Origin of the sequence: Gemmobacter nectariphilus DSM 15620 (assembly GCF_000429765.1) — a bacterium.
Lineage (GTDB): Bacteria > Pseudomonadota > Alphaproteobacteria > Rhodobacterales > Rhodobacteraceae > Wagnerdoeblera > Wagnerdoeblera nectariphila.
On record NZ_AUCM01000008.1, the window covers coordinates 145,084 to 165,388 of the forward strand.

Annotated in this window: 36 protein-coding genes; 9 read left to right on the top strand and 27 right to left on the bottom strand. The window is 66.7% G+C overall.

Annotated elements, in window-relative coordinates:
• Positions 1–6: 6 nt before the first annotated feature.
• From G481_RS26875 to G481_RS0110015, 27 genes are all read right to left on the bottom strand, one after another.
• Entirely contained in the window at positions 7–132 is a 126-nt protein-coding gene (locus tag G481_RS26875) for a hypothetical protein (protein WP_281171644.1), read from the bottom strand.
• A 29-nt stretch (positions 133–161) separates the two neighbouring features.
• Positions 162–593 carry a GTA-gp10 family protein gene (locus G481_RS0109890; RefSeq protein ID WP_028029890.1) on the bottom strand — a complete coding sequence of 144 codons (432 nt, stop codon included), beginning with the start codon at positions 591–593 and terminating at the stop codon, positions 162–164.
• Position 594: 1 nt separating this feature from the next.
• Complete coding sequence (locus tag G481_RS0109895) at positions 595–1,023, bottom strand: phage major tail protein, TP901-1 family (protein ID WP_028029891.1); 429 nt, start codon at positions 1,021–1,023, stop codon at positions 595–597.
• A gap of 72 nt (positions 1,024–1,095) precedes the next feature.
• On the bottom strand, positions 1,096–1,509 hold the full coding sequence (locus tag G481_RS0109900; protein ID WP_028029892.1) for a DUF3168 domain-containing protein: 414 nt from the start codon (positions 1,507–1,509) through the stop codon (positions 1,096–1,098).
• The gene (locus tag G481_RS25860) at positions 1,502–1,675 is read right to left on the bottom strand and encodes a hypothetical protein (RefSeq protein WP_154664576.1); all 174 of its coding nucleotides are present in this window, start codon (positions 1,673–1,675) and stop codon (positions 1,502–1,504) included. Before G481_RS25860 ends, G481_RS0109900 begins: the two co-directional genes overlap by 8 nt.
• Positions 1,668–2,027 (bottom strand): hypothetical protein, encoded by a 360-nt coding sequence (locus G481_RS0109910; protein WP_028029893.1) that lies wholly within the window; start codon positions 2,025–2,027, stop codon positions 1,668–1,670. The genes G481_RS25860 and G481_RS0109910 overlap by 8 nt, the downstream gene beginning before the upstream one ends.
• On the bottom strand, positions 2,024–2,359 hold the full coding sequence (locus G481_RS0109915) for a phage head closure protein (protein WP_245594952.1): 336 nt from the start codon (positions 2,357–2,359) through the stop codon (positions 2,024–2,026). The genes G481_RS0109910 and G481_RS0109915 overlap by 4 nt, the downstream gene beginning before the upstream one ends.
• Positions 2,356–2,874: a head-tail connector protein gene (locus G481_RS0109920; RefSeq protein WP_028029895.1), complete on the bottom strand. Its 519-nt coding sequence runs from the start codon at positions 2,872–2,874 to the stop codon at positions 2,356–2,358. Before G481_RS0109920 ends, G481_RS0109915 begins: the two co-directional genes overlap by 4 nt.
• A 1-nt stretch (position 2,875) precedes the next feature.
• Complete coding sequence (locus G481_RS26475; protein ID WP_035025724.1) at positions 2,876–3,154, bottom strand: hypothetical protein; 279 nt, start codon at positions 3,152–3,154, stop codon at positions 2,876–2,878.
• On the bottom strand, positions 3,151–3,612 hold the full coding sequence (locus G481_RS0109930; RefSeq protein ID WP_028029896.1) for a hypothetical protein: 462 nt from the start codon (positions 3,610–3,612) through the stop codon (positions 3,151–3,153). Before G481_RS0109930 ends, G481_RS26475 begins: the two co-directional genes overlap by 4 nt.
• A 75-nt stretch (positions 3,613–3,687) precedes the next feature.
• Positions 3,688–4,992, bottom strand: a complete 1,305-nt coding sequence (locus G481_RS0109935) for a phage major capsid protein (protein WP_028029897.1) — start codon at positions 4,990–4,992, stop codon at positions 3,688–3,690.
• A gap of 2 nt (positions 4,993–4,994) precedes the next feature.
• Entirely contained in the window at positions 4,995–5,942 is a 948-nt protein-coding gene (locus G481_RS0109940) for a S49 family peptidase (RefSeq protein WP_028029898.1), read from the bottom strand.
• A complete protein-coding gene (locus G481_RS0109945) occupies positions 5,932–7,227 on the bottom strand; it encodes a phage portal protein (protein ID WP_028029899.1) in 1,296 nt (431 codons plus the stop codon). Before G481_RS0109945 ends, G481_RS0109940 begins: the two co-directional genes overlap by 11 nt.
• A gap of 3 nt (positions 7,228–7,230) precedes the next feature.
• The gene (locus G481_RS0109950) at positions 7,231–8,928 is read right to left on the bottom strand and encodes a terminase large subunit domain-containing protein (protein ID WP_028029900.1); all 1,698 of its coding nucleotides are present in this window, start codon (positions 8,926–8,928) and stop codon (positions 7,231–7,233) included.
• Positions 8,915–9,376 carry a helix-turn-helix domain-containing protein gene (locus G481_RS0109955; protein WP_245594953.1) on the bottom strand — a complete coding sequence of 154 codons (462 nt, stop codon included), beginning with the start codon at positions 9,374–9,376 and terminating at the stop codon, positions 8,915–8,917. The genes G481_RS0109950 and G481_RS0109955 overlap by 14 nt, the downstream gene beginning before the upstream one ends.
• A 133-nt stretch (positions 9,377–9,509) precedes the next feature.
• Positions 9,510–9,893, bottom strand: a complete 384-nt coding sequence (locus G481_RS23440; protein ID WP_051294443.1) for an HNH endonuclease — start codon at positions 9,891–9,893, stop codon at positions 9,510–9,512.
• Between the two features lie 225 nt (positions 9,894–10,118).
• Positions 10,119–10,748 (bottom strand): transcription termination/antitermination protein NusG, encoded by a 630-nt coding sequence (gene nusG, locus G481_RS0109965; RefSeq protein ID WP_028029902.1) that lies wholly within the window; start codon positions 10,746–10,748, stop codon positions 10,119–10,121.
• A complete protein-coding gene (locus G481_RS0109970) occupies positions 10,745–11,386 on the bottom strand; it encodes a hypothetical protein (protein ID WP_051294444.1) in 642 nt (213 codons plus the stop codon). The genes nusG and G481_RS0109970 overlap by 4 nt, the downstream gene beginning before the upstream one ends.
• A gap of 179 nt (positions 11,387–11,565) precedes the next feature.
• Positions 11,566–12,192 carry a hypothetical protein gene (locus G481_RS23445; RefSeq protein WP_051294445.1) on the bottom strand — a complete coding sequence of 209 codons (627 nt, stop codon included), beginning with the start codon at positions 12,190–12,192 and terminating at the stop codon, positions 11,566–11,568.
• A complete protein-coding gene (locus G481_RS26880) occupies positions 12,189–12,602 on the bottom strand; it encodes a nucleoside triphosphate pyrophosphohydrolase family protein (protein WP_028029904.1) in 414 nt (137 codons plus the stop codon). The genes G481_RS23445 and G481_RS26880 overlap by 4 nt, the downstream gene beginning before the upstream one ends.
• A gap of 41 nt (positions 12,603–12,643) precedes the next feature.
• On the bottom strand, positions 12,644–13,330 hold the full coding sequence (locus G481_RS0109985) for a hypothetical protein (protein ID WP_028029905.1): 687 nt from the start codon (positions 13,328–13,330) through the stop codon (positions 12,644–12,646).
• Entirely contained in the window at positions 13,327–13,797 is a 471-nt protein-coding gene (locus G481_RS0109990) for a hypothetical protein (protein ID WP_028029906.1), read from the bottom strand. The genes G481_RS0109985 and G481_RS0109990 overlap by 4 nt, the downstream gene beginning before the upstream one ends.
• The gene (locus tag G481_RS25120) at positions 13,794–14,231 is read right to left on the bottom strand and encodes a hypothetical protein (protein WP_051294446.1); all 438 of its coding nucleotides are present in this window, start codon (positions 14,229–14,231) and stop codon (positions 13,794–13,796) included. Before G481_RS25120 ends, G481_RS0109990 begins: the two co-directional genes overlap by 4 nt.
• Positions 14,224–14,631 (bottom strand): helix-turn-helix domain-containing protein, encoded by a 408-nt coding sequence (locus G481_RS0110000; protein ID WP_028029907.1) that lies wholly within the window; start codon positions 14,629–14,631, stop codon positions 14,224–14,226. The genes G481_RS25120 and G481_RS0110000 overlap by 8 nt, the downstream gene beginning before the upstream one ends.
• A 633-nt stretch (positions 14,632–15,264) precedes the next feature.
• On the bottom strand, positions 15,265–15,489 hold the full coding sequence (locus G481_RS0110005; protein WP_028029908.1) for a hypothetical protein: 225 nt from the start codon (positions 15,487–15,489) through the stop codon (positions 15,265–15,267).
• The gene (locus G481_RS0110010) at positions 15,486–15,902 is read right to left on the bottom strand and encodes a phage regulatory CII family protein (protein ID WP_028029909.1); all 417 of its coding nucleotides are present in this window, start codon (positions 15,900–15,902) and stop codon (positions 15,486–15,488) included. Before G481_RS0110010 ends, G481_RS0110005 begins: the two co-directional genes overlap by 4 nt.
• A gap of 90 nt (positions 15,903–15,992) precedes the next feature.
• Entirely contained in the window at positions 15,993–16,220 is a 228-nt protein-coding gene (locus G481_RS0110015) for a helix-turn-helix domain-containing protein (RefSeq protein ID WP_028029910.1), read from the bottom strand.
• A 113-nt stretch (positions 16,221–16,333) separates the two neighbouring features.
• On the opposite strand from G481_RS0110015, the gene G481_RS0110020 reads away from it, so the two are divergent.
• From G481_RS0110020 to G481_RS0110060, 9 genes are all read left to right on the top strand, one after another.
• Positions 16,334–16,936: a helix-turn-helix domain-containing protein gene (locus G481_RS0110020; protein ID WP_154664577.1), complete on the top strand. Its 603-nt coding sequence runs from the start codon at positions 16,334–16,336 to the stop codon at positions 16,934–16,936.
• A gap of 31 nt (positions 16,937–16,967) precedes the next feature.
• A complete protein-coding gene (locus tag G481_RS25125; protein WP_051294447.1) occupies positions 16,968–17,549 on the top strand; it encodes an HIRAN domain-containing protein in 582 nt (193 codons plus the stop codon).
• Positions 17,550–17,655: 106 nt separating this feature from the next.
• Positions 17,656–17,853 carry a hypothetical protein gene (locus G481_RS0110030; RefSeq protein WP_154664578.1) on the top strand — a complete coding sequence of 66 codons (198 nt, stop codon included), beginning with the start codon at positions 17,656–17,658 and terminating at the stop codon, positions 17,851–17,853.
• Positions 17,850–18,005 carry a hypothetical protein gene (locus tag G481_RS25870; protein WP_154664579.1) on the top strand — a complete coding sequence of 52 codons (156 nt, stop codon included), beginning with the start codon at positions 17,850–17,852 and terminating at the stop codon, positions 18,003–18,005. The genes G481_RS0110030 and G481_RS25870 overlap by 4 nt, the downstream gene beginning before the upstream one ends.
• A gap of 107 nt (positions 18,006–18,112) precedes the next feature.
• Positions 18,113–18,388: a DUF2312 domain-containing protein gene (locus tag G481_RS0110040; protein ID WP_051294448.1), complete on the top strand. Its 276-nt coding sequence runs from the start codon at positions 18,113–18,115 to the stop codon at positions 18,386–18,388.
• Between the two features lies 1 nt (position 18,389).
• Positions 18,390–18,617, top strand: coding sequence for a hypothetical protein (locus G481_RS0110045; protein WP_028029914.1), 228 nt, complete (start codon positions 18,390–18,392; stop codon positions 18,615–18,617).
• Between the two features lie 68 nt (positions 18,618–18,685).
• Entirely contained in the window at positions 18,686–18,859 is a 174-nt protein-coding gene (locus G481_RS25875; protein WP_154664580.1) for a hypothetical protein, read from the top strand.
• Complete coding sequence (locus G481_RS0110055) at positions 18,859–19,086, top strand: hypothetical protein (protein ID WP_028029915.1); 228 nt, start codon at positions 18,859–18,861, stop codon at positions 19,084–19,086. Before G481_RS25875 ends, G481_RS0110055 begins: the two co-directional genes overlap by 1 nt.
• Positions 19,079–20,122 (top strand): phage Gp37/Gp68 family protein, encoded by a 1,044-nt coding sequence (locus tag G481_RS0110060; RefSeq protein WP_028029916.1) that lies wholly within the window; start codon positions 19,079–19,081, stop codon positions 20,120–20,122. The genes G481_RS0110055 and G481_RS0110060 overlap by 8 nt, the downstream gene beginning before the upstream one ends.
• Positions 20,123–20,305 lie beyond the last annotated feature (183 nt).

A 20,305-nucleotide genomic window follows, 5' to 3' on the forward strand; every position in this document is an offset into this window, starting at 1 on the left:
TGTTCCTCAGCCAAAGCGGGCGACCAGCGCCTCATATTCCGCATCGCTCGGGGCATCGGCCCCCGGGCCACCGCTGGCAGCATGGGCCGCGTTCCAGCCACGGGTCAGCACGTCGATATCTGCCGGCGTCATCGACCAGACCTGTGACGGCAAAAGACCCATCACGCCGCAGATGTTGGCAACGCGATCTCGGGCTCCGTAGTGGGTCGGGGCTGAACCGCGCGGCTTGCCACGCGCGATCCAGCCCCGCCTTTTTTTGGCGGCGCAGCCAGCACATCCGGGAAGAACGTCACGCCCATCAGGCGCTGCGCAATTCCCCGCAGCGCCACATTGTCAGACGGCGGCAGGCTTGAAATCAGATCATCTGCAGCTCGATCGGACATGCCGCCGCCGACCAGACCAAGCGCGATCAGATCGCGGACGTGCCGCACCTGGGGCGGCGAGGCGCGGCCGAACAACTGGTCATACAGCTCGAAGATGCCAAAAGGGGCATATTGCAGTTCAAACCGCTGGATTTCGTGATTGGTCAGCAACAGCCGCCGCCGCTGCCCGCCGACGATTTCCTCATAGGCACCCGTCCCGGAGATCGCCATGTCAGGCCGCCGTGAAGGTCACGGTGCCCGAGGATGCAAGCGACAGCGAATAGGTCACGCCGTCTTCTTGCTCGCCGCCGTATTCCGCCGAACTCAGAAGGAACGCCCCGGCGAACGTGCCAAAATCCGGCACGATCACCTGAAAGTTGGCAATCGGGTCGGCACTCATGGCGACGGTGTTCATCCGGGCCTCGGACGCCTCATCCTTGAAGTAGCCGTTGCCCGAAACGGAAACCCGCTTGGTGCCGCCCAGAACCTCGGTCCACAAGGCGCCGCCGGGGTCGGCGCAATCGGCCGTCGTCACGTCGATCTCCGAGTTGTTGATCGTCAGCGTCTTCGACCGCAGACCGCACAGCGTGGTGAACGCCTCGGTCGGGGTCGCGCCATCGCCAATCTTGATCAGCAGCAGCCGACCTTTCTTCTTTGCCATGGTGGAAACTCCATTGGAAATGGCCCCGCCCACGGGCCGATGCTCGGGCTATCCCAGGGTGGGGAAAGTTGGTCAGGCTGCCGACAGCGCTGCCTGAAACGCGATCACGGCGACATAGCTGCGCCCGTCAGCTGCGCGGGTGACGGACTGGGCGGTATACTGGCACCACTCGCATACATGCCCCGCTACGGTCAGGGCCGCGTCGTCCAGCGCGGCGCGAACCGCATCAGCGATCCGCGTGGCCTCGACACGGCCAGAGGCCGGGCGGGAATGCGCTTCGACGGAAAACAGGATATCGGCATCCACACAGGTGCCGGACATGCGCAGAGGCGCCAGATCAATCTGGCCCAGGCGCACATAGGGAAATTCCACATTCTGCGGTGGCTCATCGTAAACCCTGACGCCGACCACTGCCGACACGCCAGCATCGGCCCGCAAGGTGGCGATGACGGACTTCTGCAGCGCAAGCGACGGGTCGTCAGGCATCGAAGCGCACCACGCACAGGAAACGAGCGATCCGAGACGTTGCGCGGTCTTCATCAACCGACCCCGGGACGATCATCTCGGCCATGACCAGCCCTCTGATCCACACCCACGCGACAGCGCGCCGCCAGCGCGGCATGACGATCTTGATCGTTGCCATCTCAGCCATTGAACAGTTCCTTCACTGCCTTGTTGACTGCCCGCCTCGCACGCGCCTTGTGTTTCTTTCGCAAGACAGACAGCGCTGGATTGACGAACGGGCGCGGCCCCCGCTCGCCCTCGATCACCTTCGATTTCGGGCCGAAGTCCACCAGAACCGACCCATCGGGATTCTGCGTCGCGGTGATCTTGTCGCGCTCATGCCCGTCGCCATGAACATCGCCGCCGACCGGGATCAGCACCTTCGAGGTGCGCACCAGCTCATTGCCGCTTTGGCGGATCGAGGCATCGACGTTCTTCTTGATCCGGTCAGGCAGCTGCGACAGCTTGCGCATGACGCGGTCAGCACCCTCAACGCTCATGCCGCCACCCCGGTTTCGCACAGGATATCCAGCATCGCGCGATCGTTGCCGACCTCGGCGATGCTGCGAATGTTCCAGATCTTGCCGCGCGCGATGAGCCGGTGTTTTTCGCTGATCTCGCGGCTGGCAGACGATGCGCGAATGCGGATTGTCGCGGTGCGGCTCGCCTCGACGCGGCCCGCATCGACCCGCTCCTTGCCCGTCGTCTCACGAACATTCGCCCACAGGGTCAGATGATCTGCCCAGCCGACAACCTTGTTGCCATAGCCATCGTCGCCCTCGACAGCGCGCTGGACGGTGATGCGATCGCGCAGGCTGCCCGCCCCGATCATACGAACCTCCAGCGCAATGCCGCGACCAGCGCACCGACGGTCATCGGCACATCCGTGGCAATCGTTCCTGTGACGACCGTCTCGCGGTTCATATACCAGTGCGCGACCAGCATCTTGACCGCAGCCTGCGCGGCAGGCAGCCGCTCTGGCGGCATCTGGCAGGTATAGGTGACCCGCAAGGTGCCAGTGACGCCCTCGGCCGTGACGGCCGCTCCGGCGCCTATTGCCTCGATGATCACATCGACCGCGACATCGTCGACCGTCGCGGCGACCGTCACGACATCCGGCATGGCCAGCACATGCGGGCCCGGCCCTTCGAAATCCTGCCGCCATGTCTGGGGCATGATCGCCCGGCCCAGCACACCGCCCCAGCCATCCAGCCAGGCAGTCGCCGCATCGGCAAGCGCGCCGATCAGCCCATCCTCATCTCCATGGTCGACGCGCAGAAAGGCCTTCAGGTCAGAAACCCCGACCACCTCTGCGGTGGCCGGGGTGACAAGCACCGGGACGGACATGTCAGGACTTTGCCCCTTTCGCCTTGGGCGCGATCTCCGTCGGCTCCGAGGCCTCCGTCGGTTCGGTGGGCGCCGTCGGTTCGGTGGGCTCCGTCGGCTCCGTCGGCGCCGTCGGCTCCGTCAGCTCGATCGCCGGGGCGCCCGTGCCGTCGCCGGCTTCGGCGTCCAGCGGAACGGCCAGCCGCGCGGCGACAAGCCGGTCAACCTCCTGGTCGGAAAACCCCGCCACCTCGCCGCGATTCCACAGGCGATGCGGGCGAACGAAACGAACCAGCCTCATTGCGGCAGGCGGTCCATGCCGCCAAAGACGATCACCGACGACAGCGCGGCGGTATCGGTGTTGGCCGCCGACAGGTTCGGCGTGAAGTTCAGGCGCAGATAGCGCCCCGCCCCGGCCAGGCTGACATTGGCCGTCAGCTCCCCGGTCACGGTGCCGCCGCCGCTCGGGCCGGTGGCCACGGTGACCGCCGTTGCCGCTTCCAGCACTTCGGACCCGGAAAGGTTCGACGCGTCGCCCGTGTCGATATCCCAGGCGATGGTCAGCGTGGCCGAGGCGGCCAGCGTGGCGGTGAACGGGATCACCACCTGACAGGACTGCGGCCAGCCCATGGCAGCGCGGTCAAGGATGACGCCGACGACTTCGGTATTGTCGCCCGTGCTGCCGGCCGTCGCGGCGGCATTGGCACTGGCGCGGCGAGCGGCGATCAGATCGCCGATGGCGCGGATTTGCGTGGTCATGTCTGGATCTCCAAAGGCCGCACGGGCCAAGCGAAGTGGGATGGTGCGGGCCGGGCTGACCCCGGCCCGTCAGGCTCAGGCGCCAGGCGCCCAGGTGACGCCGGTCAGAACCGCCAGCGCGGCCAGATGCCGCATGCCGATGTCGTGCTGCACGATGGCGCGCATCACGGTTTCATCGCGGCTGAACGCGGCCTGCATGTTTCCGGCGGCGTCCTTGTAGGCGGCCTCGGTCGACATCGCGATCTCGATGCCCATGTGCTCGCCGACGACCACCTGCGCGAAATCGGCCAGATACAGCTCCGATTCGGTGCCGCCGCCCAGATTGATCGGGACCTGCGTCGTGATGCGGAACGGCTTGTTGCGCAGCATCCCATTCGCCATTTCCGGAAAGGCGAAGTTGCCGTTGCCGTCGCGCAGGTTCTGCAGAAACAGCGCGGTGCGCGGCGCCATGACCCAGCCGGGGCGGATCATCGGCACATCGGCATTCAGGATCGCCAGTTCCATCCGCGCCAGATCGTTGGTCACCTTGGCGAGGTCCGGGGTGGCCGTCATGGTCAGGATGTGGCTGGTTTCATAGACGGTGCCCAGCAGCTGGTAGCGCAACCCCTTCGGCGAATAGTCCGACCCGGCCCCGCGCAGGAAGGCCAGATCGGTGCGGATTCCGATCGAGGCGACGATGTCGTCGCGCACCAGCCGGTCGACCGCCACGCCCGAGGCGCGCAGCAGATCGTTCGAAATCGGGATCAGCGAGGCCAGCTTCTTGGCCGACAGCTTCACCTGGCCGAATTGCATATCGGTGGCCGGCACATCCTGCTGCTCCCCGATATAGCTGGCCGACGACCCCGTCGCCTGACGGTTCATGGTCAGGTTCGCATTGGGCATCGGAACGGTCACCGGGTTCAGCGACATGATGACCGATGCCGGGCGCAGCAGCTCGATGATCTCGGCCGAGACATCCTCGGGCACCAGATACCCGCCCGCCGGGCCAGACCCCATGTTCTGGCTGGCGAACAGGCCGCTGTCGCCATTGGCCTCGGCGATCTGCGAGGCCAGATACACATTGCCACCGGCCGCCGCCAACGTGCGCACCGCACGGGCAAAGGTCAGGCCCTTTTCGGCGGGCTGCGCGGGGGCGCCGGCCCCGCGCGGGGTCGCACCGGGCAGCGGCGCGGCAGGACGTGCGGCGGCGGCCTTGCGGCGTTCCAGATCTTCGGCGCGGGCAAGCTCGGCCGCGACCTTGTCGTCCTCTGCCTTCAGCGCCTCGAAGCTCGCCAGCTGCTCGGCGGTCATGTCGTCGCCCTCGGGCACGGCGGCCACCATGGCCTCCATCTTGTCGATGATGCCCGCGCGGCGGGCCTTCAGTTGTGCGATGCGATCCATCGTCAGCTCCAGTTTGCGGCCCGACGCCGCGTTTCAACTTCGGCAGCCGCCAGCGCACGGCGGCCCCCCGGTCTTGCCCCGGTGCGCCGGGAACCTGTGGCCAGCACGCTCTCCAGCGTGCCGATGCGGTCGGCCATGCCGACCTTGACGGCGCGGTCTGCCGACAGCATGCCGCCCTGTCCGAAATCGCTGCGGATCGTCTCCAGGCTGACCCGGCGCCCGCGCGCCACATCGGCGAAGAACACCGCCTCGGCCGCGTCGACATCGGCCTGCAGCGCCGCGCGCCCCTCTTCGGTGCCGGGGTCCGCGCGCTTCAAAGGTGCGCCGCTGCTGACGATCTCATAGGCCCGCCGGCCGTCCTGCCCGACCGCCTCTTGCCGGGTGACGGTCGCAACGACGCCCAGCGACCCGGCATAGGCGGATCGGTCCATGACGATCTCGCGCGCCTGACTGGACAGCCAATAGGCGGCACTTGCGCAGGATCCCGTGACAAAGGCCGTCACCGGCTTGGCCGAGGCGGCGATTTCATCGGCAGCCTCGCCAAGGCCCGACACGATCCCGCCGGGGCTGTCGACCAGCAGCACGATGCGATCGACCTGTTCGCTGGCATTGGCCACCCGCAGATCGCGCATCATGGTGGCCAGCGACGTGCCGTCGCTGCTGGCGCTGATCATGCTGGACCGCGGGAAGATCGGCCCCAGCATGGGGATGATGGCGGCGCCATCGCGCTGGGTGGCATTGGCTGCACCATCCAGCGGTGCGCCGACAGCGGCCAGCGCCGACCAGCTGGCGCCGATGGTCTGGTGGTGGGCATCGCTTGCGATCCGGGCCAGCACATCGGCATCCAGCGCGCGCGCCGCGATGGCCTCGATCGCCTGCAGATACTCGGGCACGATTGCCCAGGGGTGCGCGCGGATTGCCGCGACCAGCGCGGACAGGTCATTTCGCATTGGTGGTCTCCGGCTGGGTCTGGGATTGGGTGTCAGGCGCGGGGGCCGGCGCACCAGCCAGACCCATGTTGCCGGGGCGCCAGTATTCGGTGCCTGCCGCGCCCGGAATGTCCTGTTCGTTCTCGCGCCGGCGCAGCTCGTTGGCGTTGACGATTCCCATCTGGCGTTGCAGCCAATAGGCCTCCATCCGGCTCTTCAGATCGCCGCGCACCAGCGCATCGGTCAGGTGTTCGAAATACTGGCCGTCGCCCGCGAACTGCCGGGTCGCCGCCTGTGCCACCCGGGCATAGTGCGGGCCAAGGTGATAGATCACGAACTCCAGCGACTGGTGTTCGATGTTGTTGTTGGTCGACCGCGACAGATCGAAGATCAGATGCGGTGGCACGCCCCAGATGCGGGCCAGGTCCACCACCTGAAACTGCCGGGTTTCCACGAACTGCGACTGCCGCATGTCGTGGTTCAGGAACTGCACCGACAATTCCTGATCCAGCACCGCGACAAGATCGGCATCGGCGCCAGCGTGCTGGGCGTTCCAGTCCTGCCGCATGCGGCGCTTGTCGTCAGGGCCGATCGTGTGCTTGCTGGTCAGCACCGTGCTGGGCCGCCCGCCCTTGTTCCAGAACCGCGCCGCATGATCGGCGGTGGCAATGGCACCCCCCAGCGCATCGCGGGCATAGGCCACCGGGTTCAGCCCCAGCAGGCCATCCCGGCTCATGCCGCGCACATGCCAGATGTCGCGGGCCGCGAACCGCTCGCGCGTGCCATCGGGCAGCGTGGCGTCATAGAACAGCACCTGCCCCTCGGCCCGGTCGAAATACTCCGACACCAGCACAGAACCGGATTTCAGCCGGGTCAGCGCCACCGGCCGCGCGGCCCGGTCGCGGCTGACATAGGCATAGAAATTCCCTGTCAGCAGCAGGTCGGTCATCAGCAGCTCGAAGAAATCGAACGGCGTCTGATGCGCATTCGGGCGCCGTGCCAACAGCTCCTCGACCGGATCGCCCGAGGCCAGCTGGCGCCCGGACGGCGTGCGCAGATACAGGTGCAGCGGCGTCATCGCAAAGACCCCGGCCAGCACCCGCAGCGCCTGCAAGGTGGCCGGGATCGACAGTGCCGCGCCTTCGGTCACCCGCACGCCCGCCTTGGACACGCTGCCGACGCCGACCAGCCCCTTCCACTGACCTTCGCTCTGGACCGATGCGGCGGCAGCCGTCACCGGCGGCTCGGCCCGCGCAGCCGTCTGATCCTGCCGAATGGCAGGGCGCAGGAAATCCATCAGGCCCATGGGCTACATCCCCGTGTAAACGAACTTGGCGGGTTTGGCCGCCACCGGGTCGCGCATCATCAGCATCACGCTGTTGGCGGTTGCGACCAGCGGGTCGATCTTGGCCTTGCCGGCCACTTCCTTGGTGATCCGCATGGCGGACCCCTTCACCTCGGGTTTGGCATTGCCCACGGTCCAGGCCATCATCGGTTGCCCGCAATGCCGGAAGGTCTTCTGCTTCAGCATCCGCTCCATGCCCCACCAGGCGGGCGACAGGCGCCAATCCTGCCCGATGGTCACCAGCTGCTCATAGGTCACGCCCACCCCGAAAAGGGCGTGCTGGATCGCGGCCAGGTTGGTGGTGTCCACGCCGATGGCGTTTTCCTCGGGCAGCAGCTCGGCCGCGATCAGCCGGGCGGCAATCTCGGCCACCCCGTTCACATCGCCGCTGACGTCCTGATCATCCAGCAGCACCAGATCGCCATCCTGCTCGAAACCCTGCAGACGCGGGGCGATTTCCTTGCGTTCTTCCAGAACGTCAGGGTGCGCCCAGGCGCGCGCCCAATGCAGCCAGTGGCCGGTCTCGGCACAGCGACCGATCACCGAGACGCCGAACAGATCGTCAAGACCGCCGCCGTCGATCCCCATCACGGCGACCTCACTGCGCGCGATCAGGGCATCCAGCGTCAGGCCGGCCTCGGCCGCAGCATCCCAATACTGCGCCCCGATCCAGCCCGCCGACAGGCCGACGCCGATCTCGATGTTCAGATGCTGGCTGGCCCAGATTTGCTCGGCGTGCCGGTTGACACGGCCATTGTTTTCATAGTCATCGACCAGCGCCTGTTCGTCGATCGACAGGCCCAGGTTCGGCAGCACCAGCCGCCAGTTGCGCCGGTCGCGCCAGTAATCCTGATTGCGCTGTTGCTCGGCCGGGAATTCATACAGCACCGGCAGCATGATCGGGGCTGGCCCGCCGCGCCCGTCGCGGATCTTGCGCGCCTTGTCCAGCTCGGTGCGCCAGACCCCGGCCGGGGGTTCGTCGCTTTGGGTGGTGATCATCAGCAGCTTGCCGCGCTGCTTGGTGATCCCGCCGCCCCTGATCTGCTGCATGACGGCCTGCGCCTTGGCCTTCTTGCCCAGCTCATGCACCTCGTCGATGATCGTCAGAACCGGGATTTCCCCGGTCACGATGCTGGTGTCGAAGGTCTTCACGTCCAGCGCCGTGCCCGTCTTGCGGCGGGTGATGGATTTCAGATGGTCCTGCACCTGAAAGGCATCGCGCAGCATCGGGTCCAGACGCACCATGCCCTGCGCCTGGTCAAAGCAGCGCTGGCTGATGTTTTGGCTGGGGCCGACCAGCAGCATCTGCCGGTTCGGCGCCTCTTCCATGAACAGCGCGGTCAGCCCCAGCCCCGCTGCATAGGTCGACTTGCTGTTCTTCTTCGGCACCATACACAGCAGTTCCCAGACGATGGGCTGCCATGTCTCGGGATCCTCGCTGGCAAAGAACGCGACCAGGATATCGCGAAACCATTCGCCGCAGGCTGTGGCCATCGCCGGATTTCCCGGCACGTCCGGCAAGCGCAGCCGGTTGAAGAACGCCAGCGCCCGCCGTGCCTTGTCCTCGTTCAGCGGGATGTCGGCAATCGGGGTTTCCCCGCGTTGCAGCTTGCCCCACCAGTCCGGGCAGGCGAACCGCGGAAACTTGTCAATGGCGGACATCGCCACGCGCCTCCAGTTGCAGTTCCGCCATCAGTTCGGCCTCGGCATCCTTCGCCGCCAGGGCCCGCTCTTCCTTCTTGCCGACCTTCTCGCCCCTGACCTGCTGGGCTAGCTGGCGTTCGACCTCCATCCGGTCGCTGCGATCCATCAGCTGCACGAACAGACGCATGGCGCCGACGTTGCCCTTGGCGGCTTGTTCCCACACCATCATCATCTGCTCGGCATCCATCTGAGCCCGGGCTTTTTCCCGTTCCTCAAGCACGGCTCTAAAATGGCGCTTCAGCGTTGCGAGCGAACACCCAATGGCGTCAGCGATGATCTGATTTGACTTCCCCTGCGCCAGCAACAGCTTGACTTTATTGCGATTTCTCTCTGTCACCTCAAACGCCGGTCGCCCACGCTTGCCCTTGCCAGCGCGAACCGGGTTCCCGAACAGGTCGAAAATCACGTCGTCCAAGAAAAAAATCTCCAGATGAGGGAGAGCGCCGGTTCCTGGGCCGGGGGCGGCTGGAGGATCGACCCCCCCTCCCCCCCTCGGCCGCCCTGTGGCGGCGGCGCCACACCCGGCGCCGGCGCGGCGGTCAGCGGCCCGGGTCGCCCGGCACCGGCCGGTCCCGCTGCTCTGCGCGCTGCTTCGCGCCATTGTGGCAGGCCGCGCACAGGCACTGCAGGTTCGACCGATCCCAGAACAGCGCCTCGCTGCCCCGATGCGGCGTGATGTGGTCGGCGACGTGATCGGGCGCCTTTCCCTTCACGCTCGACAGCCGACCCAGAGGCGCCAAGGCATCACAGGCCGGCGTCAAGGTCGGATGCCCGCGCCCGCAGCGCGCGCACCGGAAGTGCGCCTCCAGCAGAACCTGCCAGCGCAGCTCGCGCCAGCGCTGTGTGTGATAGAGCGCGCGGATCGGGTTCAGTGCTGCGCGGCGCCGATCGTTCTCGGCCTCGCCGCCCAGATACTTCGCCATGGGCGCGGGCCGATGGCCACCGTCCTTCAGTCGCCTGATGCGCACCTGACCCTCTGGAAAAGCAAAAGCCCCGAGCGGATCGCTCAGGGCACATTGAAGGCGTGTCGGACAGGCGTGTAACCCATCCCCGCCGACCACCAACCGGGGCGCAAGGCCCTGATACAGGGCGGGCTTGCCGGCATAGGTCTGATGGGTTCAGACCATAGGCGGGGTGATTCGCGGCTGTCAAGCCTGTTTGCGCAGCCCCACCAGATCAGCGGCCTGCGCACTCACCAGAACCTCGCCGCCAAAGAGGCTCATCCGCACGGTCGCCCCGCCATCGGCATTCAGCTCGACCACCTCGCAGCGCGCACCGGCAAAGGCGCCGCCAGTGAACAGGGCAGCCTCTCCCGGCCGGGCCAGCGCGGCCGCCCGGCGCTGCGCGGCCTTGACCTTGCGGGCCGCCTCGCCCTTTGCATCAAGCTGACGCATGGCATGGATTTGCCGCAGGCGGTCAGGATCCAGCACGCCCCACTGACCGTCCGACCGACACAGGGCGCCGGTGATGAATGGACAGGTCAGCACGGCATGGCGCACGGGATCGCCGCGGAACCGGGCGAAGACATAGCCAGGCAGATAGCGGCGGGCATAGTCGCGCGCCTTGCCGTGGCGGGTGACGCGCCGCATCTGGACCGGGTGGAACGCATAGACCCCGCGCAGGCGCAGCCACGCCTCGGCCTGATCCTCGCGCTGGGGCGTCACGCGCAGGGCATACCAGCGCGACGGTCCGGGCGTGACGATGGCGCCCTTGGCGCTGCCCAGTGTGACGGTATCCCCGATCGAGAGGGCGAGGAACGAGCGATGGGCGGGCATCATGCGGCATCCCCTTGCGCGGCGGCTTCAGCGCGGGCGGCGCGGGCCTGTTCACCTCGGGCCACGATTTCCCGGGCAGCCGCCTCATCATCGACCAGTCGCCGCAGCCAGGTCCGGTCAGCGTCAGAGGCGGTGCCAAGCTCGATCCGCTCCAATACCCGCTCGCGGGTCCGACGATCCTCGGCGGCTTGCTGCTGGCAAAGCGTCAGATCGTAGGCGAGGACCGGGCGCGGGTGCTTGATGAGATGGCGATACAGCTGGACCAGATAGCCCGAAGCCTGGGCCCGAGGCCCGGCGACCGATGCAAGCCAGCTCCGGGCAATATCCGGGATTGCCGGCGGCCTTGCCTCTTTGCCGGCAGCCATCTGACGGATCATCACTTCGGACGGCCAGATGTTGCGCTTGGGTCCGCCAGCCGCCTGCAAGACATCCTCGGCCAGCTGCATGAGCGAGGGACGCGTGAGATACGCAAGGTGCGCGACCAGCCGCTGCATCAGCGCGTCATGTTCGGCCTCGGTCATCTGCTTGCCGTTGGCGCCCTTTCCGCGCTGCAGGCCGCTGGTCGCGAGGCGCTGCACGAACAGCTCTCGCACCGCATCGCGCCCTGCTGCATCGGTCGTATCGGTTCCTGCCTTATCCATCGTCCCCAGCCCCTTTTCTCAGCCTGACCCGGTTCGCCACTTCGCGCAGCACTTCCGTTTCATTCCGTAAGTCTTTTCTTCTCTTCTCTTTTCTTCTCTCTTCTACGCAGAACAGTTCCGAACTGTTCGCGACTGTTCCGGAACAGAATGGAACTGTTCCGGAACAGATTTCGACAGGTTCACCGCCTGCGCATCGGACCCTCGCACCAGCCTTGCGCGACGGCATGCATCAGCGCGGCCTCATAGTGGTTTGCCTTGCGGTTGCCCTTGCAGGCCTGCTTGAGCCAATCGTCCATCCGGCCGATCAGGCGATCATCCGACAGCACGTCATCGGACAGGCCCATCCCGCGCAGGGCCTCGCGCAGCCGCTTGAGGCGCTGATAGGTGGCCTTGTCCTCTTTCGAAAGTTCGTGGATCTCGCGCCGTTCCAGCGCGTCCTGCACCTGCGCCAGCACCACATCGTGCATCAGGCGCACCTCGCCATCGGCCAGGCAGGGCCGCCAGTTGCGCAGCGGCCCGAACTCCATGCGGCGCAGCTCGGCCATGCGGCGCACATCGACCCGCAGCATCTGCGCCAGTTCGGCATCGTCATCGGGCAGCGTGCCGACCGGGCTTTCCAGCTGGCACAGGTCGAACAGCGCCCGCGCCATGCCCTGCACTTCCCAGCTGCACAGTCGGAAGGACCGCGACGACAGCCAGCGTAGGTGCTGCCACTTGACGAAACTGTGCCCGTCAAGGCGCACGCCGCGCGCCACCGGATAGACCGGCAGATCGTTTGGAACGGGTTTCAAGCGGGCCGCGGTCATGCGTCCGATCTCCGATCCCGTGGCGGCGCAATTCGATTGACGCCGTCACCTTCATCCAGCACGCGCAGGATCATCGCTATGGCTTGCACGGCCTCAGCTTCCACATCCTCCCACGACCCACGATTTTCGCCGTAGTGCACCGCCGCTTTGATGAACTCCCCCGCTTCCTCTGCCACTTTGAGCAGCGAGTAGTTCGGCGCTGGGAAACGTTCCTGCGCCAAAGTCAGAGCGATCGACGCCCGACCGATCACGGCGAGCAAATGATCTGGCAATCCGCGCACGTCGATCTTTTCGGAGAAAACCACATCCCGACCGACCGGCTTCGACCTTCGCGCATAGTCGACGGTCTGATCACATGCCGCGATCACACAGTCCGAGCAAATCGCTACATTGACAGGCCCGGCGAGCATCACTCGAACCTCATGCTGACTTTTGCCGCAGAATGAACACGTTATCGTTCGCATGCCCCACCCCCAAACAGCTGCCCTTGCCGGGCATCGGCCTTGTCCATCATCAGCATATGACACGGCCCCTCATGCGCCCGGTCCCAGACGAACCAGGCATTGACCATCGGCGGCGCGCCCTTGCCCGTGAAATCGACCCGCCAGCGCATCAGATACATGCGCGCCGGGGTGAATTCGGCCCACAGCCCCGCGCGGCTGGCAGCGGCGGGCCAGCCCATCGGCAGCAGCAGCGCCATATAGTCCAGCGCCAGAACCCCCATGGCGTGCCGAATCCAGTCGCCGGTGTTGCACTCCTTGAACGGTGGATTGGTCACCAGCGCGCGGGCGGGCGCCTCGGCCCGGCCGTAGTGATAGAACGAGCGGATCACCGCCCCGCAGCCCCGATCGACCAGATCCGAGGCGGCGACGGTCAGCCCCACCGCCTGCATCTCGCGCACCATGGCGCCATCGCCGGCCGCCGGTTCCCAGACCGTGCCGAAATCGCGCAGCCGCGCCCGCTCGGCCGCCAGCAAGGCGCGGGTGGGCTCGGGCGGGGTCGGGTAGAAATCATCCGTCTCGCGCGCGGGCGCATCGTCATAGACGCCAACCCCATCGGCGATGCCGGTCAGCACCGGATGCGCGGCCTTGCCGGTGGCGCGGAACAGCCCGCGCGCGGATGCGGCGGCGCGGGTCATAGCACCACCCCCAGCGCATCGGCCTGCGTCAGCAGGTCAAGGCGGGCCAGTGCCCAATCCTCACGCTCCATCAGCTGTGGCGCGTGGTGCTGCGCCCAGAGCCAGGCATCGAGGCGGTCGAGGAACTTCAGGCGGCGCCAGTCGGCGCCGGAAACCTCGACGCGCATCCCCATACCATCCAGCGCGGCGCCCTCGGCGGCCGCCAGCGCCCCGCGCAGCACCGGGTTGGCCTTGGCGCCCAGCGGCATGTCGCCGGTCACGATCTCGCCCAGGTCATGGGTGATGCAGGCCGCCAGCAGCTCGCGGCTGGCGCCATCGCCCCAGAAATGCAGCGCCAGCACCGCCATGCGCGCGCCGTGGCCATCCACCCGGTCCCCGCTGCGCGCAAGCCACGGGGCACTGTCGCCCGCATGCCACCGACGAGTGAACCCGGCATACCAGCAGGTTGGGGTGACGATATCGCTCATGCGGGCACCTGTTGGGGGCGCGGCATCACGCGATCGACCATCTCGGCCGAGCGCATCGCGGCGCGGGTTTCGGCGGCGGCGCGGGTCAGCCCCTCGCGCACCAGATATTCTGACAGCTGGATGACCGGCTGGCCCGGCCTGCGGCGCGGCAGGCCAAGGCGGGCGGCACGCCGACCGATGTGCAGCCAGCCCATGCCGAACAGCCGCGCCAGATCGTCGGCGCGCACGTTTGCCGCCCAAAGCCGCGCCAGCTGCGCATCGTCGATCGGCTGCAACTTGCGGCCCGGCGGGCGCGGCGGCAGACCCAGCAGACGGACGCGCCGCCACAGGTTATGCCGCGTCATGCCCAGCAGGCGCGCGGCCTCGGCGGTGGTGATCGTCTCATCCAGCCAGACGGCGCGGATGCGGGCGGCCGGGATGCGCTTGTCAGGCATTGGCGGCCTCCATCAGGTTTTGCACCTTTTTCAGGGCGTGGATGACGCTGGTATGGTCCATCCGCATCGCGCGGCCGATCTGTTCCAGCGTCAGGCCAGCCTTGCGGCCCAGCCAGATTGCCGCCCAGCGGGCGTTGACAACCTCGCGCTGGCGCCTGGCGCCCAGCATCACGCGGACGGGCACGCCAAAGCTCTCGGACACCTTGGCAAGGATCGGCTCCATGGCCGTCTCAGGCATCAGCACAAGCTTCAGCGCCTGCAGATCAGCCTCGATTTCGGGAACCGTGCCTGCATCTGGCGGCAGCGACGGTGCCCCCTCGGCCCTGACAACATTGGCCCACAGGGCGCGCAACCGCGCCGCCTCGGCCGCATCGACATGCAGCTTGACCACCTCAGCCATGGACGCCTCCGGCAAAGGCCGCCGCGCCGGGGGTGGCGCGGCGGCTTACCCGACGGGGGCTGCCGATCCGGCGGGCGAGAACAACAGGCCTTTCACTTTTGCCGGGAACGCCCGGTGCGGCGGGGCAATGGCGCCCCTGGCCCCCGCAGGGGATGGGGGAATTCGGGTGCCGGTCTTTCCCGGCTGTCAGAGGGTTGACGGGCTTCTGGTGATCCTCAAACCGCGTTACTGACGCATCCCGCTTTGTAGCCGCTTCCATTGACCGCCATTCGGTAACGGCATCACCCTTTGTATCGCCGCCGACGACCGGCAGCTCAAGCGGGGGTGTGAACTGAAAATCGCTGAAAAAGCCCCCGAGGCATGCGCCCCGGGGGAGGTCCAACAGGGAGGTGCCGGGGCGCCGCTGCCAACGAGGGAGGTCATCCACAGCAGCAACCCCGGCCTTCGACGCCTCCGCAAGCGCCGAAGATCTGCGGGGGGCAGGCGCGCCCCCCGCCATGTCGGCCGCCCCTTGAGTGGTGGCAAAATCGGCGGCCGTGGTGTTCGGGAAAAGCCCCCCGGCCACGATGGGCCGGGGGGAGGCGAGGCCCGCGCGAGCAGTGACAGCGCAGGCCGAGGCGTGGGGTGCGGGCATCATTGCGACACCGCCAGATGCGGGGCGTAGATCGCATTGTGCAGCTGGTCGAACATCTCGCCCAGATGCTGTTGCACGTTGCCCGGGTGGAAATCATTGACGGCGCAGCCCAGGGCCGCGACCTCGGCCAGCAACATGACGGCCTGGCCCGCATCGGGCTCGAACTCCAGCGCCTGCGCCCATAGCGCCTGCCAGTGTTCGGAACGGTCAGGGTGGGCGCTCATTGCGGCGCCTCCATCCGGGCGGCGAGCGTCGTGATGGCTGCCTGCGCATCGGCAACTTCCTTGCGCGCGCGGTCCTGACTGCCCTTGCCGCTGGCGAAATCCATCACGGCCGCGACCGCCTCGCCATGCTCGCGCGCGACATCGGCAACGGCCTGCATCAGGGTCTGCGATTGCGCGACCTCGGGCAGCGACCGGGCCAGCCAGCGCCGCACACAGGGATCTCCGACCGCATCCTCCAGCGCCATGATCTCGACCAGCGGCCAGTCCAGCTGCCCGGACTGGCGCTTTGAGACGCTGCCCTTGGACACGTCGGCCCCAAGCCGCGCGCCGATCACGGCGGCAGCAGCATCGACGCCGCCCGCCCGCTCGATCAGCCCGGCCATGAAAGCGCGAATGATGATCGCATCAGCCATGACGCACCCCACGGTTGCGACCGGAAACCTTGTTTCCTTGGGCGCGCACCTCGCATGTGCGAGACCTGACGCATGACACAGGACACCGCATCACACCGCACTCTCCGTCTCATCTGTGACAGGCGCGCCATCATCCGGCACCCAGCTGGATGCGCCGACGGCGTTGCCGGTCAGCCGCTCGATCCGCGCCGCCAGCCGCAGGCTGGGCAGCTTCTTTCTGGCCAGCAGATCGGACAGATAGGCACGGCTGATCCCGATCCGGTCAGCCCAGACTGCCTGCCGCTCGCCGCTTTGGTCGATGTGTTGCCTGAGATCCATGGCGTTGTTAATCGCATGGCTAACTATTTTCGGTCAAGAGATAATTATCGGAGAGCTAACAGTTTGCCGTCAGGCAATCGACTGCCGCGTTGCGGCGTGGCACCACTCGCGCCATGAGCCAGGCATTGCGAGACTGGGTCAGCGCCGAACGCGGACGCGCCGCGCGCATGGCCGACGAACTGGGGCTGTCGCGCCCCTATGTGTCAAACCTTGTGAATGGCTCCAAGCCGGGGTCGGTGGACGTCTGGCGCCGCATATCGGAATACACCGGGATACCTGCATCCGAGCTGATCGGCGGCGCGGAAACCGACGAGCCGGAACCGCAGGGCTTTTCCGAGCCCCAGTTGACCGCATTCCACCCGCCAACTGGCCAAACGGCGCACTTGCGCACAGCAGTGCGTGCGCTGTTCCCCGACGCCAAAAACCCGACGGTGCTGATCGCGCGCGGTCACCAGCCGACCTTTGGCGTGCTGGACCGCGACCTGATCATCTATGAACAGAAATTCGATCATGGGGCCATCCCTGCAAATGGCCTTGTGATCGCGCAGATTCTTTCCGACGCAGGAACCGCCCGCACAACCATCGGCAGACTTGCAGCGCCATGGATCATTGGCCACGATGCCACCGTGCGCGGGACGGACGGGCTGGACGCCTCGATCCTCGGTGTCGTGCTGGGCGTGCTGCGTGGAACCGCAATGACCAGCCACATCGGATAATCCCCGCGCCGGATTTGAGCGCGAGGGAAGCATGGAATTTATCCTTATCCTGTTGGCATTTGCGGCCGTGACCGGCATCGCCGCCTCATCAAAGGGGCGCAGTTTCGGGGGCTGGTTCGTCCTTGGCCTGCTGTTTTCGGTATTCGCCCTGATCGCCGTGCTGGTCCTGCCGGCCATCAAGCCCGAGGACCCATACCTAAGGCCCAGGCAATCAGCAGGCACGGGAATCCGCCCGACAGCACCATCGACACCAACCATGTCTGGCGCGGTGCCACTGCGCGGAACCGGCACATTCGACCAGATGGTCGCCGGAACTTCGCGGCGACAGGACGTCCTGGAAAACATCGCCAGCCAGAACCGGGCCCGCCTTTATGCGGTGCTGCGGCGCGAACCCTACAACCACCACGACCCGAACGCCGTTGCTGTCGATATTGACGACCGCCACGTCGGCTACCTTCCACGCGCGGACGCCGAGGAATTCTGGGCCGACGCCGACTATATCGGCATCGGCTCCGACGGCGCCAAGGTGCCGGCCAAGCTGGTCGGCGGCACTGCAGATGCCCCCACCATCGGCGTTCAGCTCGATCTTCAATGGCCCCTTGAGCGGCGTTAGGGAATCGGCATCCGCAAGAAAATTCGCTGTTGGATAATTATTTCGTTTGACGGAAAATTAGCCACAGGATAACAATTGCCTCCATCGCAACCCGATGGAGGCCCCCATGCACCACCCAGACCAACAGCGCGGCCCCGCCCAGGTGGTGCGCCTGCGCCCCCTGCGCCCTGCAGGCCCGATCCCCGCCCCCGGCGAAACCCTGGTCATTATCGCCCAGGCCCGCGGCCGCACCGCCATGGCCGTGCGCCACATGCTTGCCACGGGCGCCGTGCAGCCCACCCGCCAGCCCGGCGGTGCCGCATGACCATCTTCGAACGCCTCAACCGCCGCCGCCTGCGCGACGACGTGCTGCACGAGCTCGCCACCGGCCTGTGGCTGATCGGCGGCGCCATGGGCTGGGCCATCCTGATCGCCGAGGGCCTGCGGCTCTACGCCGAGCTCGGGCCGCAGCCGTGAGCGCCGCGCCGCTGATCTCCATCGGTCTCGGTGACGGCACGATGACCGTTCCGGTTCCGATGGAGGATTTCAAAAAAGCCCTCGACCAAGTCAGGGGAACCCCGCCGATGAAGCACGATCCCGACTTCGCCAAGCAGAATGCTGACGCCTACGCGGTGACCGCGGACGAGCTGCGCCAGTTCATCGAACGCGCCGAACAGCTGGCGGCCGAGAAGAAGGACATTGCCGAGCAGGAAAAGGATCTGTTCGCCGAGGCCAAGGGGCGCGGCTACGACACCAAGGTCATGCGCAAGGTCATCGCCCTGCGCAAGCGCAAGCCCGAGGACGTGGCCGAGGAAGACGCGATCCTCGACATGTACAGAGCCGCGCTGGGGATGGCCTGACATGGCCGCCCCCCGCCCCTTCTGGATGGTCAAGGGCGCCGGCCCCACGAACGCGATCCACGCCACCCGCATGGACGCTGAGCGCGAGGCCGACCGGCTGGCCAAACAAAACCCTGGCGTCAACTTCTACGTCCTTCAAGCCATCGCCTGTCACCGCAAGATTGAGGTTGAGCGTGTCAGCTTGATCGAGGCGACGCTCGACATGGACGATGAAGAAATCCCGTTCTGACCCTTCGGTGACTGGCCCCGCCCCGCGCCGGGCCAGCATCCCAAGCGCCAGCTTAGGAGTTTCCCCCCATGACCACCCAGATCCCCGCCCCTTGGGCCATCCACCTGACCGCGCTGGCCCTTGTCCGGCCGGCGCGGACCTGCCCCCACTGCGGCCAGCCCCGGCGGATCATCCGCGATGATGCCACCCTGCCGGTGACCGGCCTGCGGCTGGCGGCGTGTCACTGCACGGAGGGGCGGTGATGACGATAGAGCGCTGCGCCTGCGTGACAATTGGTGATCTGGAGTCAGCGGCCGGTATCGGACGCGACCACGAGAGCCGCTGGAGCTTCTGGCGGGCCTATACCACCAGCCCCAGCGATCCGATCACCGAGGGAGCTGCCGAACTCAGGCATAGAATCGAGACGCGCCTGTCGGGCTTCCGAATGCCGACCGATCCCCCATCAATGAAGGCGCGCCGCCATGGCTGACACCACGCATATCGAATGGACCGACGCCACCTGGAACCCGATCACCGGGTGCAGCATCGTGGATGCCGGCTGCACCAACTGCTATGCCATGCAGCTGGCCGGCACTCGGCTGCGCAACCATCCCAGCCGGGCCGGGCTGACCCGCGTGTCAGGCGGCCGCCCGAAATGGACGGGGGAGGTGCGCTTCAACGAACAGTGGCTCGACCAGCCGCTGCGCTGGACGCGCCCGCGCATGATTTTCGTCTGCGCGCACGGCGATCTGTTCCACGAGGCGGTGCCGGATGAATGGATTGACCAGGTGTTCGCCATCATGGCGGATTGTCCGCAGCACACATTCCAGGTGCTGACCAAGCGGCCGGAGCGCATGGCGTCCTACCTGACCACGCGCCGCGCCGGAAAGTCACTGCAACCGCCAATCGGCGGCGGCCTTCTTGGCTACCACCCGTTCAACAGCGAAATCCTGCCGCCTCGCAATATCTGGATCGGCACCAGCATCAGCGACCAGGCCAGCGCCGATCTGCGCATCCCGCATCTGCTCGCCACCCCGGCGGCGGTGCGTTTTCTGTCGGCCGAGCCGCTGCTTGGGCCGGTCGATCTGCGCGCCGTCGACCCGGGGATTGCCTGTGGCGCATGGTGCAAGGGTGGCTGCGGCGTGAGCGGTGACAACGAATGCGGGCGCGAAAGCCCCAGCCTCGACTGGGTGATCGTCGGCGGCGAAAGCGGCCCCGGCGCGCGCCCCATGCACCCGGACTGGGCGCGGTCCCTGCGCGATCAATGCGTCGCGGCTGGGGTGCCGTTCTTCTTCAAGCAGTGGGGGGAGTGGGAATCGGTCTATGACCGCGACCGAGACGATCCAGATTGGCGGAACGTGCCGAAAGCTGGCGACCGGTATCGAAAGCGATGGCTGAACCTTGCTGGAGGTCAAGGCTTTCATGGCGACAAGCTCAACATGATGAAGCGCATCGGCAAGCGCGCCGCCGGCCGCCTGCTGGACGGTCGCACCTGGGACCAGATGCCGGGGGTGCGCGATGGCTGACATTCGCATGACGCCAAGCGGCAGCATGGAAGCCATAGGAGATGATGGCTGCTGGCAGCCTGTCCCGAAAGCTGCGGCGGACGAGATCGCAGAACTTCGCAGACAGCTTGGCGGCGGGTGTCCAGCCAACCATGGCGGATACCACACAGTGATTTCTCAAGGGCGCTACAAGTTTTGCGGCGA

Coding starts and splice junctions, on each gene's coding strand:
- G481_RS26875 (WP_281171644.1), bottom strand. CDS start 132: ATGACGCCGGCAGATATCGACGTGCTGACCCGTGGCTGGAACGCGGCC.
- G481_RS0109890 (WP_028029890.1), bottom strand. CDS start 593: ATGGCGATCTCCGGGACGGGTGCCTATGAGGAAATCGTCGGCGGGCAG.
- G481_RS0109895 (WP_028029891.1), bottom strand. CDS start 1,023: ATGGCAAAGAAGAAAGGTCGGCTGCTGCTGATCAAGATTGGCGATGGC.
- G481_RS0109900 (WP_028029892.1), bottom strand. CDS start 1,509: ATGCCTGACGACCCGTCGCTTGCGCTGCAGAAGTCCGTCATCGCCACC.
- G481_RS25860 (WP_154664576.1), bottom strand. CDS start 1,675: ATGGCTGAGATGGCAACGATCAAGATCGTCATGCCGCGCTGGCGGCGC.
- G481_RS0109910 (WP_028029893.1), bottom strand. CDS start 2,027: ATGAGCGTTGAGGGTGCTGACCGCGTCATGCGCAAGCTGTCGCAGCTG.
- G481_RS0109915 (WP_245594952.1), bottom strand. CDS start 2,359: ATGATCGGGGCGGGCAGCCTGCGCGATCGCATCACCGTCCAGCGCGCT.
- G481_RS0109920 (WP_028029895.1), bottom strand. CDS start 2,874: ATGTCCGTCCCGGTGCTTGTCACCCCGGCCACCGCAGAGGTGGTCGGG.
- G481_RS26475 (WP_035025724.1), bottom strand. CDS start 3,154: ATGAGGCTGGTTCGTTTCGTTCGCCCGCATCGCCTGTGGAATCGCGGC.
- G481_RS0109930 (WP_028029896.1), bottom strand. CDS start 3,612: ATGACCACGCAAATCCGCGCCATCGGCGATCTGATCGCCGCTCGCCGC.
- G481_RS0109935 (WP_028029897.1), bottom strand. CDS start 4,992: ATGGATCGCATCGCACAACTGAAGGCCCGCCGCGCGGGCATCATCGAC.
- G481_RS0109940 (WP_028029898.1), bottom strand. CDS start 5,942: ATGCGAAATGACCTGTCCGCGCTGGTCGCGGCAATCCGCGCGCACCCC.
- G481_RS0109945 (WP_028029899.1), bottom strand. CDS start 7,227: ATGGGCCTGATGGATTTCCTGCGCCCTGCCATTCGGCAGGATCAGACG.
- G481_RS0109950 (WP_028029900.1), bottom strand. CDS start 8,928: ATGTCCGCCATTGACAAGTTTCCGCGGTTCGCCTGCCCGGACTGGTGG.
- G481_RS23440 (WP_051294443.1), bottom strand. CDS start 9,893: ATGGCGAAGTATCTGGGCGGCGAGGCCGAGAACGATCGGCGCCGCGCA.
- nusG (WP_028029902.1), bottom strand. CDS start 10,748: ATGATGCCCGCCCATCGCTCGTTCCTCGCCCTCTCGATCGGGGATACC.
- G481_RS0109970 (WP_051294444.1), bottom strand. CDS start 11,386: ATGGATAAGGCAGGAACCGATACGACCGATGCAGCAGGGCGCGATGCG.
- G481_RS23445 (WP_051294445.1), bottom strand. CDS start 12,192: ATGACCGCGGCCCGCTTGAAACCCGTTCCAAACGATCTGCCGGTCTAT.
- G481_RS26880 (WP_028029904.1), bottom strand. CDS start 12,602: ATGCTCGCCGGGCCTGTCAATGTAGCGATTTGCTCGGACTGTGTGATC.
- G481_RS0109985 (WP_028029905.1), bottom strand. CDS start 13,330: ATGACCCGCGCCGCCGCATCCGCGCGCGGGCTGTTCCGCGCCACCGGC.
- G481_RS0109990 (WP_028029906.1), bottom strand. CDS start 13,797: ATGAGCGATATCGTCACCCCAACCTGCTGGTATGCCGGGTTCACTCGT.
- G481_RS25120 (WP_051294446.1), bottom strand. CDS start 14,231: ATGCCTGACAAGCGCATCCCGGCCGCCCGCATCCGCGCCGTCTGGCTG.
- G481_RS0110000 (WP_028029907.1), bottom strand. CDS start 14,631: ATGGCTGAGGTGGTCAAGCTGCATGTCGATGCGGCCGAGGCGGCGCGG.
- G481_RS0110005 (WP_028029908.1), bottom strand. CDS start 15,489: ATGAGCGCCCACCCTGACCGTTCCGAACACTGGCAGGCGCTATGGGCG.
- G481_RS0110010 (WP_028029909.1), bottom strand. CDS start 15,902: ATGGCTGATGCGATCATCATTCGCGCTTTCATGGCCGGGCTGATCGAG.
- G481_RS0110015 (WP_028029910.1), bottom strand. CDS start 16,220: ATGGATCTCAGGCAACACATCGACCAAAGCGGCGAGCGGCAGGCAGTC.
- G481_RS0110020 (WP_154664577.1), top strand. CDS start 16,334: ATGAGCCAGGCATTGCGAGACTGGGTCAGCGCCGAACGCGGACGCGCC.
- G481_RS25125 (WP_051294447.1), top strand. CDS start 16,968: ATGGAATTTATCCTTATCCTGTTGGCATTTGCGGCCGTGACCGGCATC.
- G481_RS0110030 (WP_154664578.1), top strand. CDS start 17,656: ATGCACCACCCAGACCAACAGCGCGGCCCCGCCCAGGTGGTGCGCCTG.
- G481_RS25870 (WP_154664579.1), top strand. CDS start 17,850: ATGACCATCTTCGAACGCCTCAACCGCCGCCGCCTGCGCGACGACGTG.
- G481_RS0110040 (WP_051294448.1), top strand. CDS start 18,113: ATGAAGCACGATCCCGACTTCGCCAAGCAGAATGCTGACGCCTACGCG.
- G481_RS0110045 (WP_028029914.1), top strand. CDS start 18,390: ATGGCCGCCCCCCGCCCCTTCTGGATGGTCAAGGGCGCCGGCCCCACG.
- G481_RS25875 (WP_154664580.1), top strand. CDS start 18,686: ATGACCACCCAGATCCCCGCCCCTTGGGCCATCCACCTGACCGCGCTG.
- G481_RS0110055 (WP_028029915.1), top strand. CDS start 18,859: ATGACGATAGAGCGCTGCGCCTGCGTGACAATTGGTGATCTGGAGTCA.
- G481_RS0110060 (WP_028029916.1), top strand. CDS start 19,079: ATGGCTGACACCACGCATATCGAATGGACCGACGCCACCTGGAACCCG.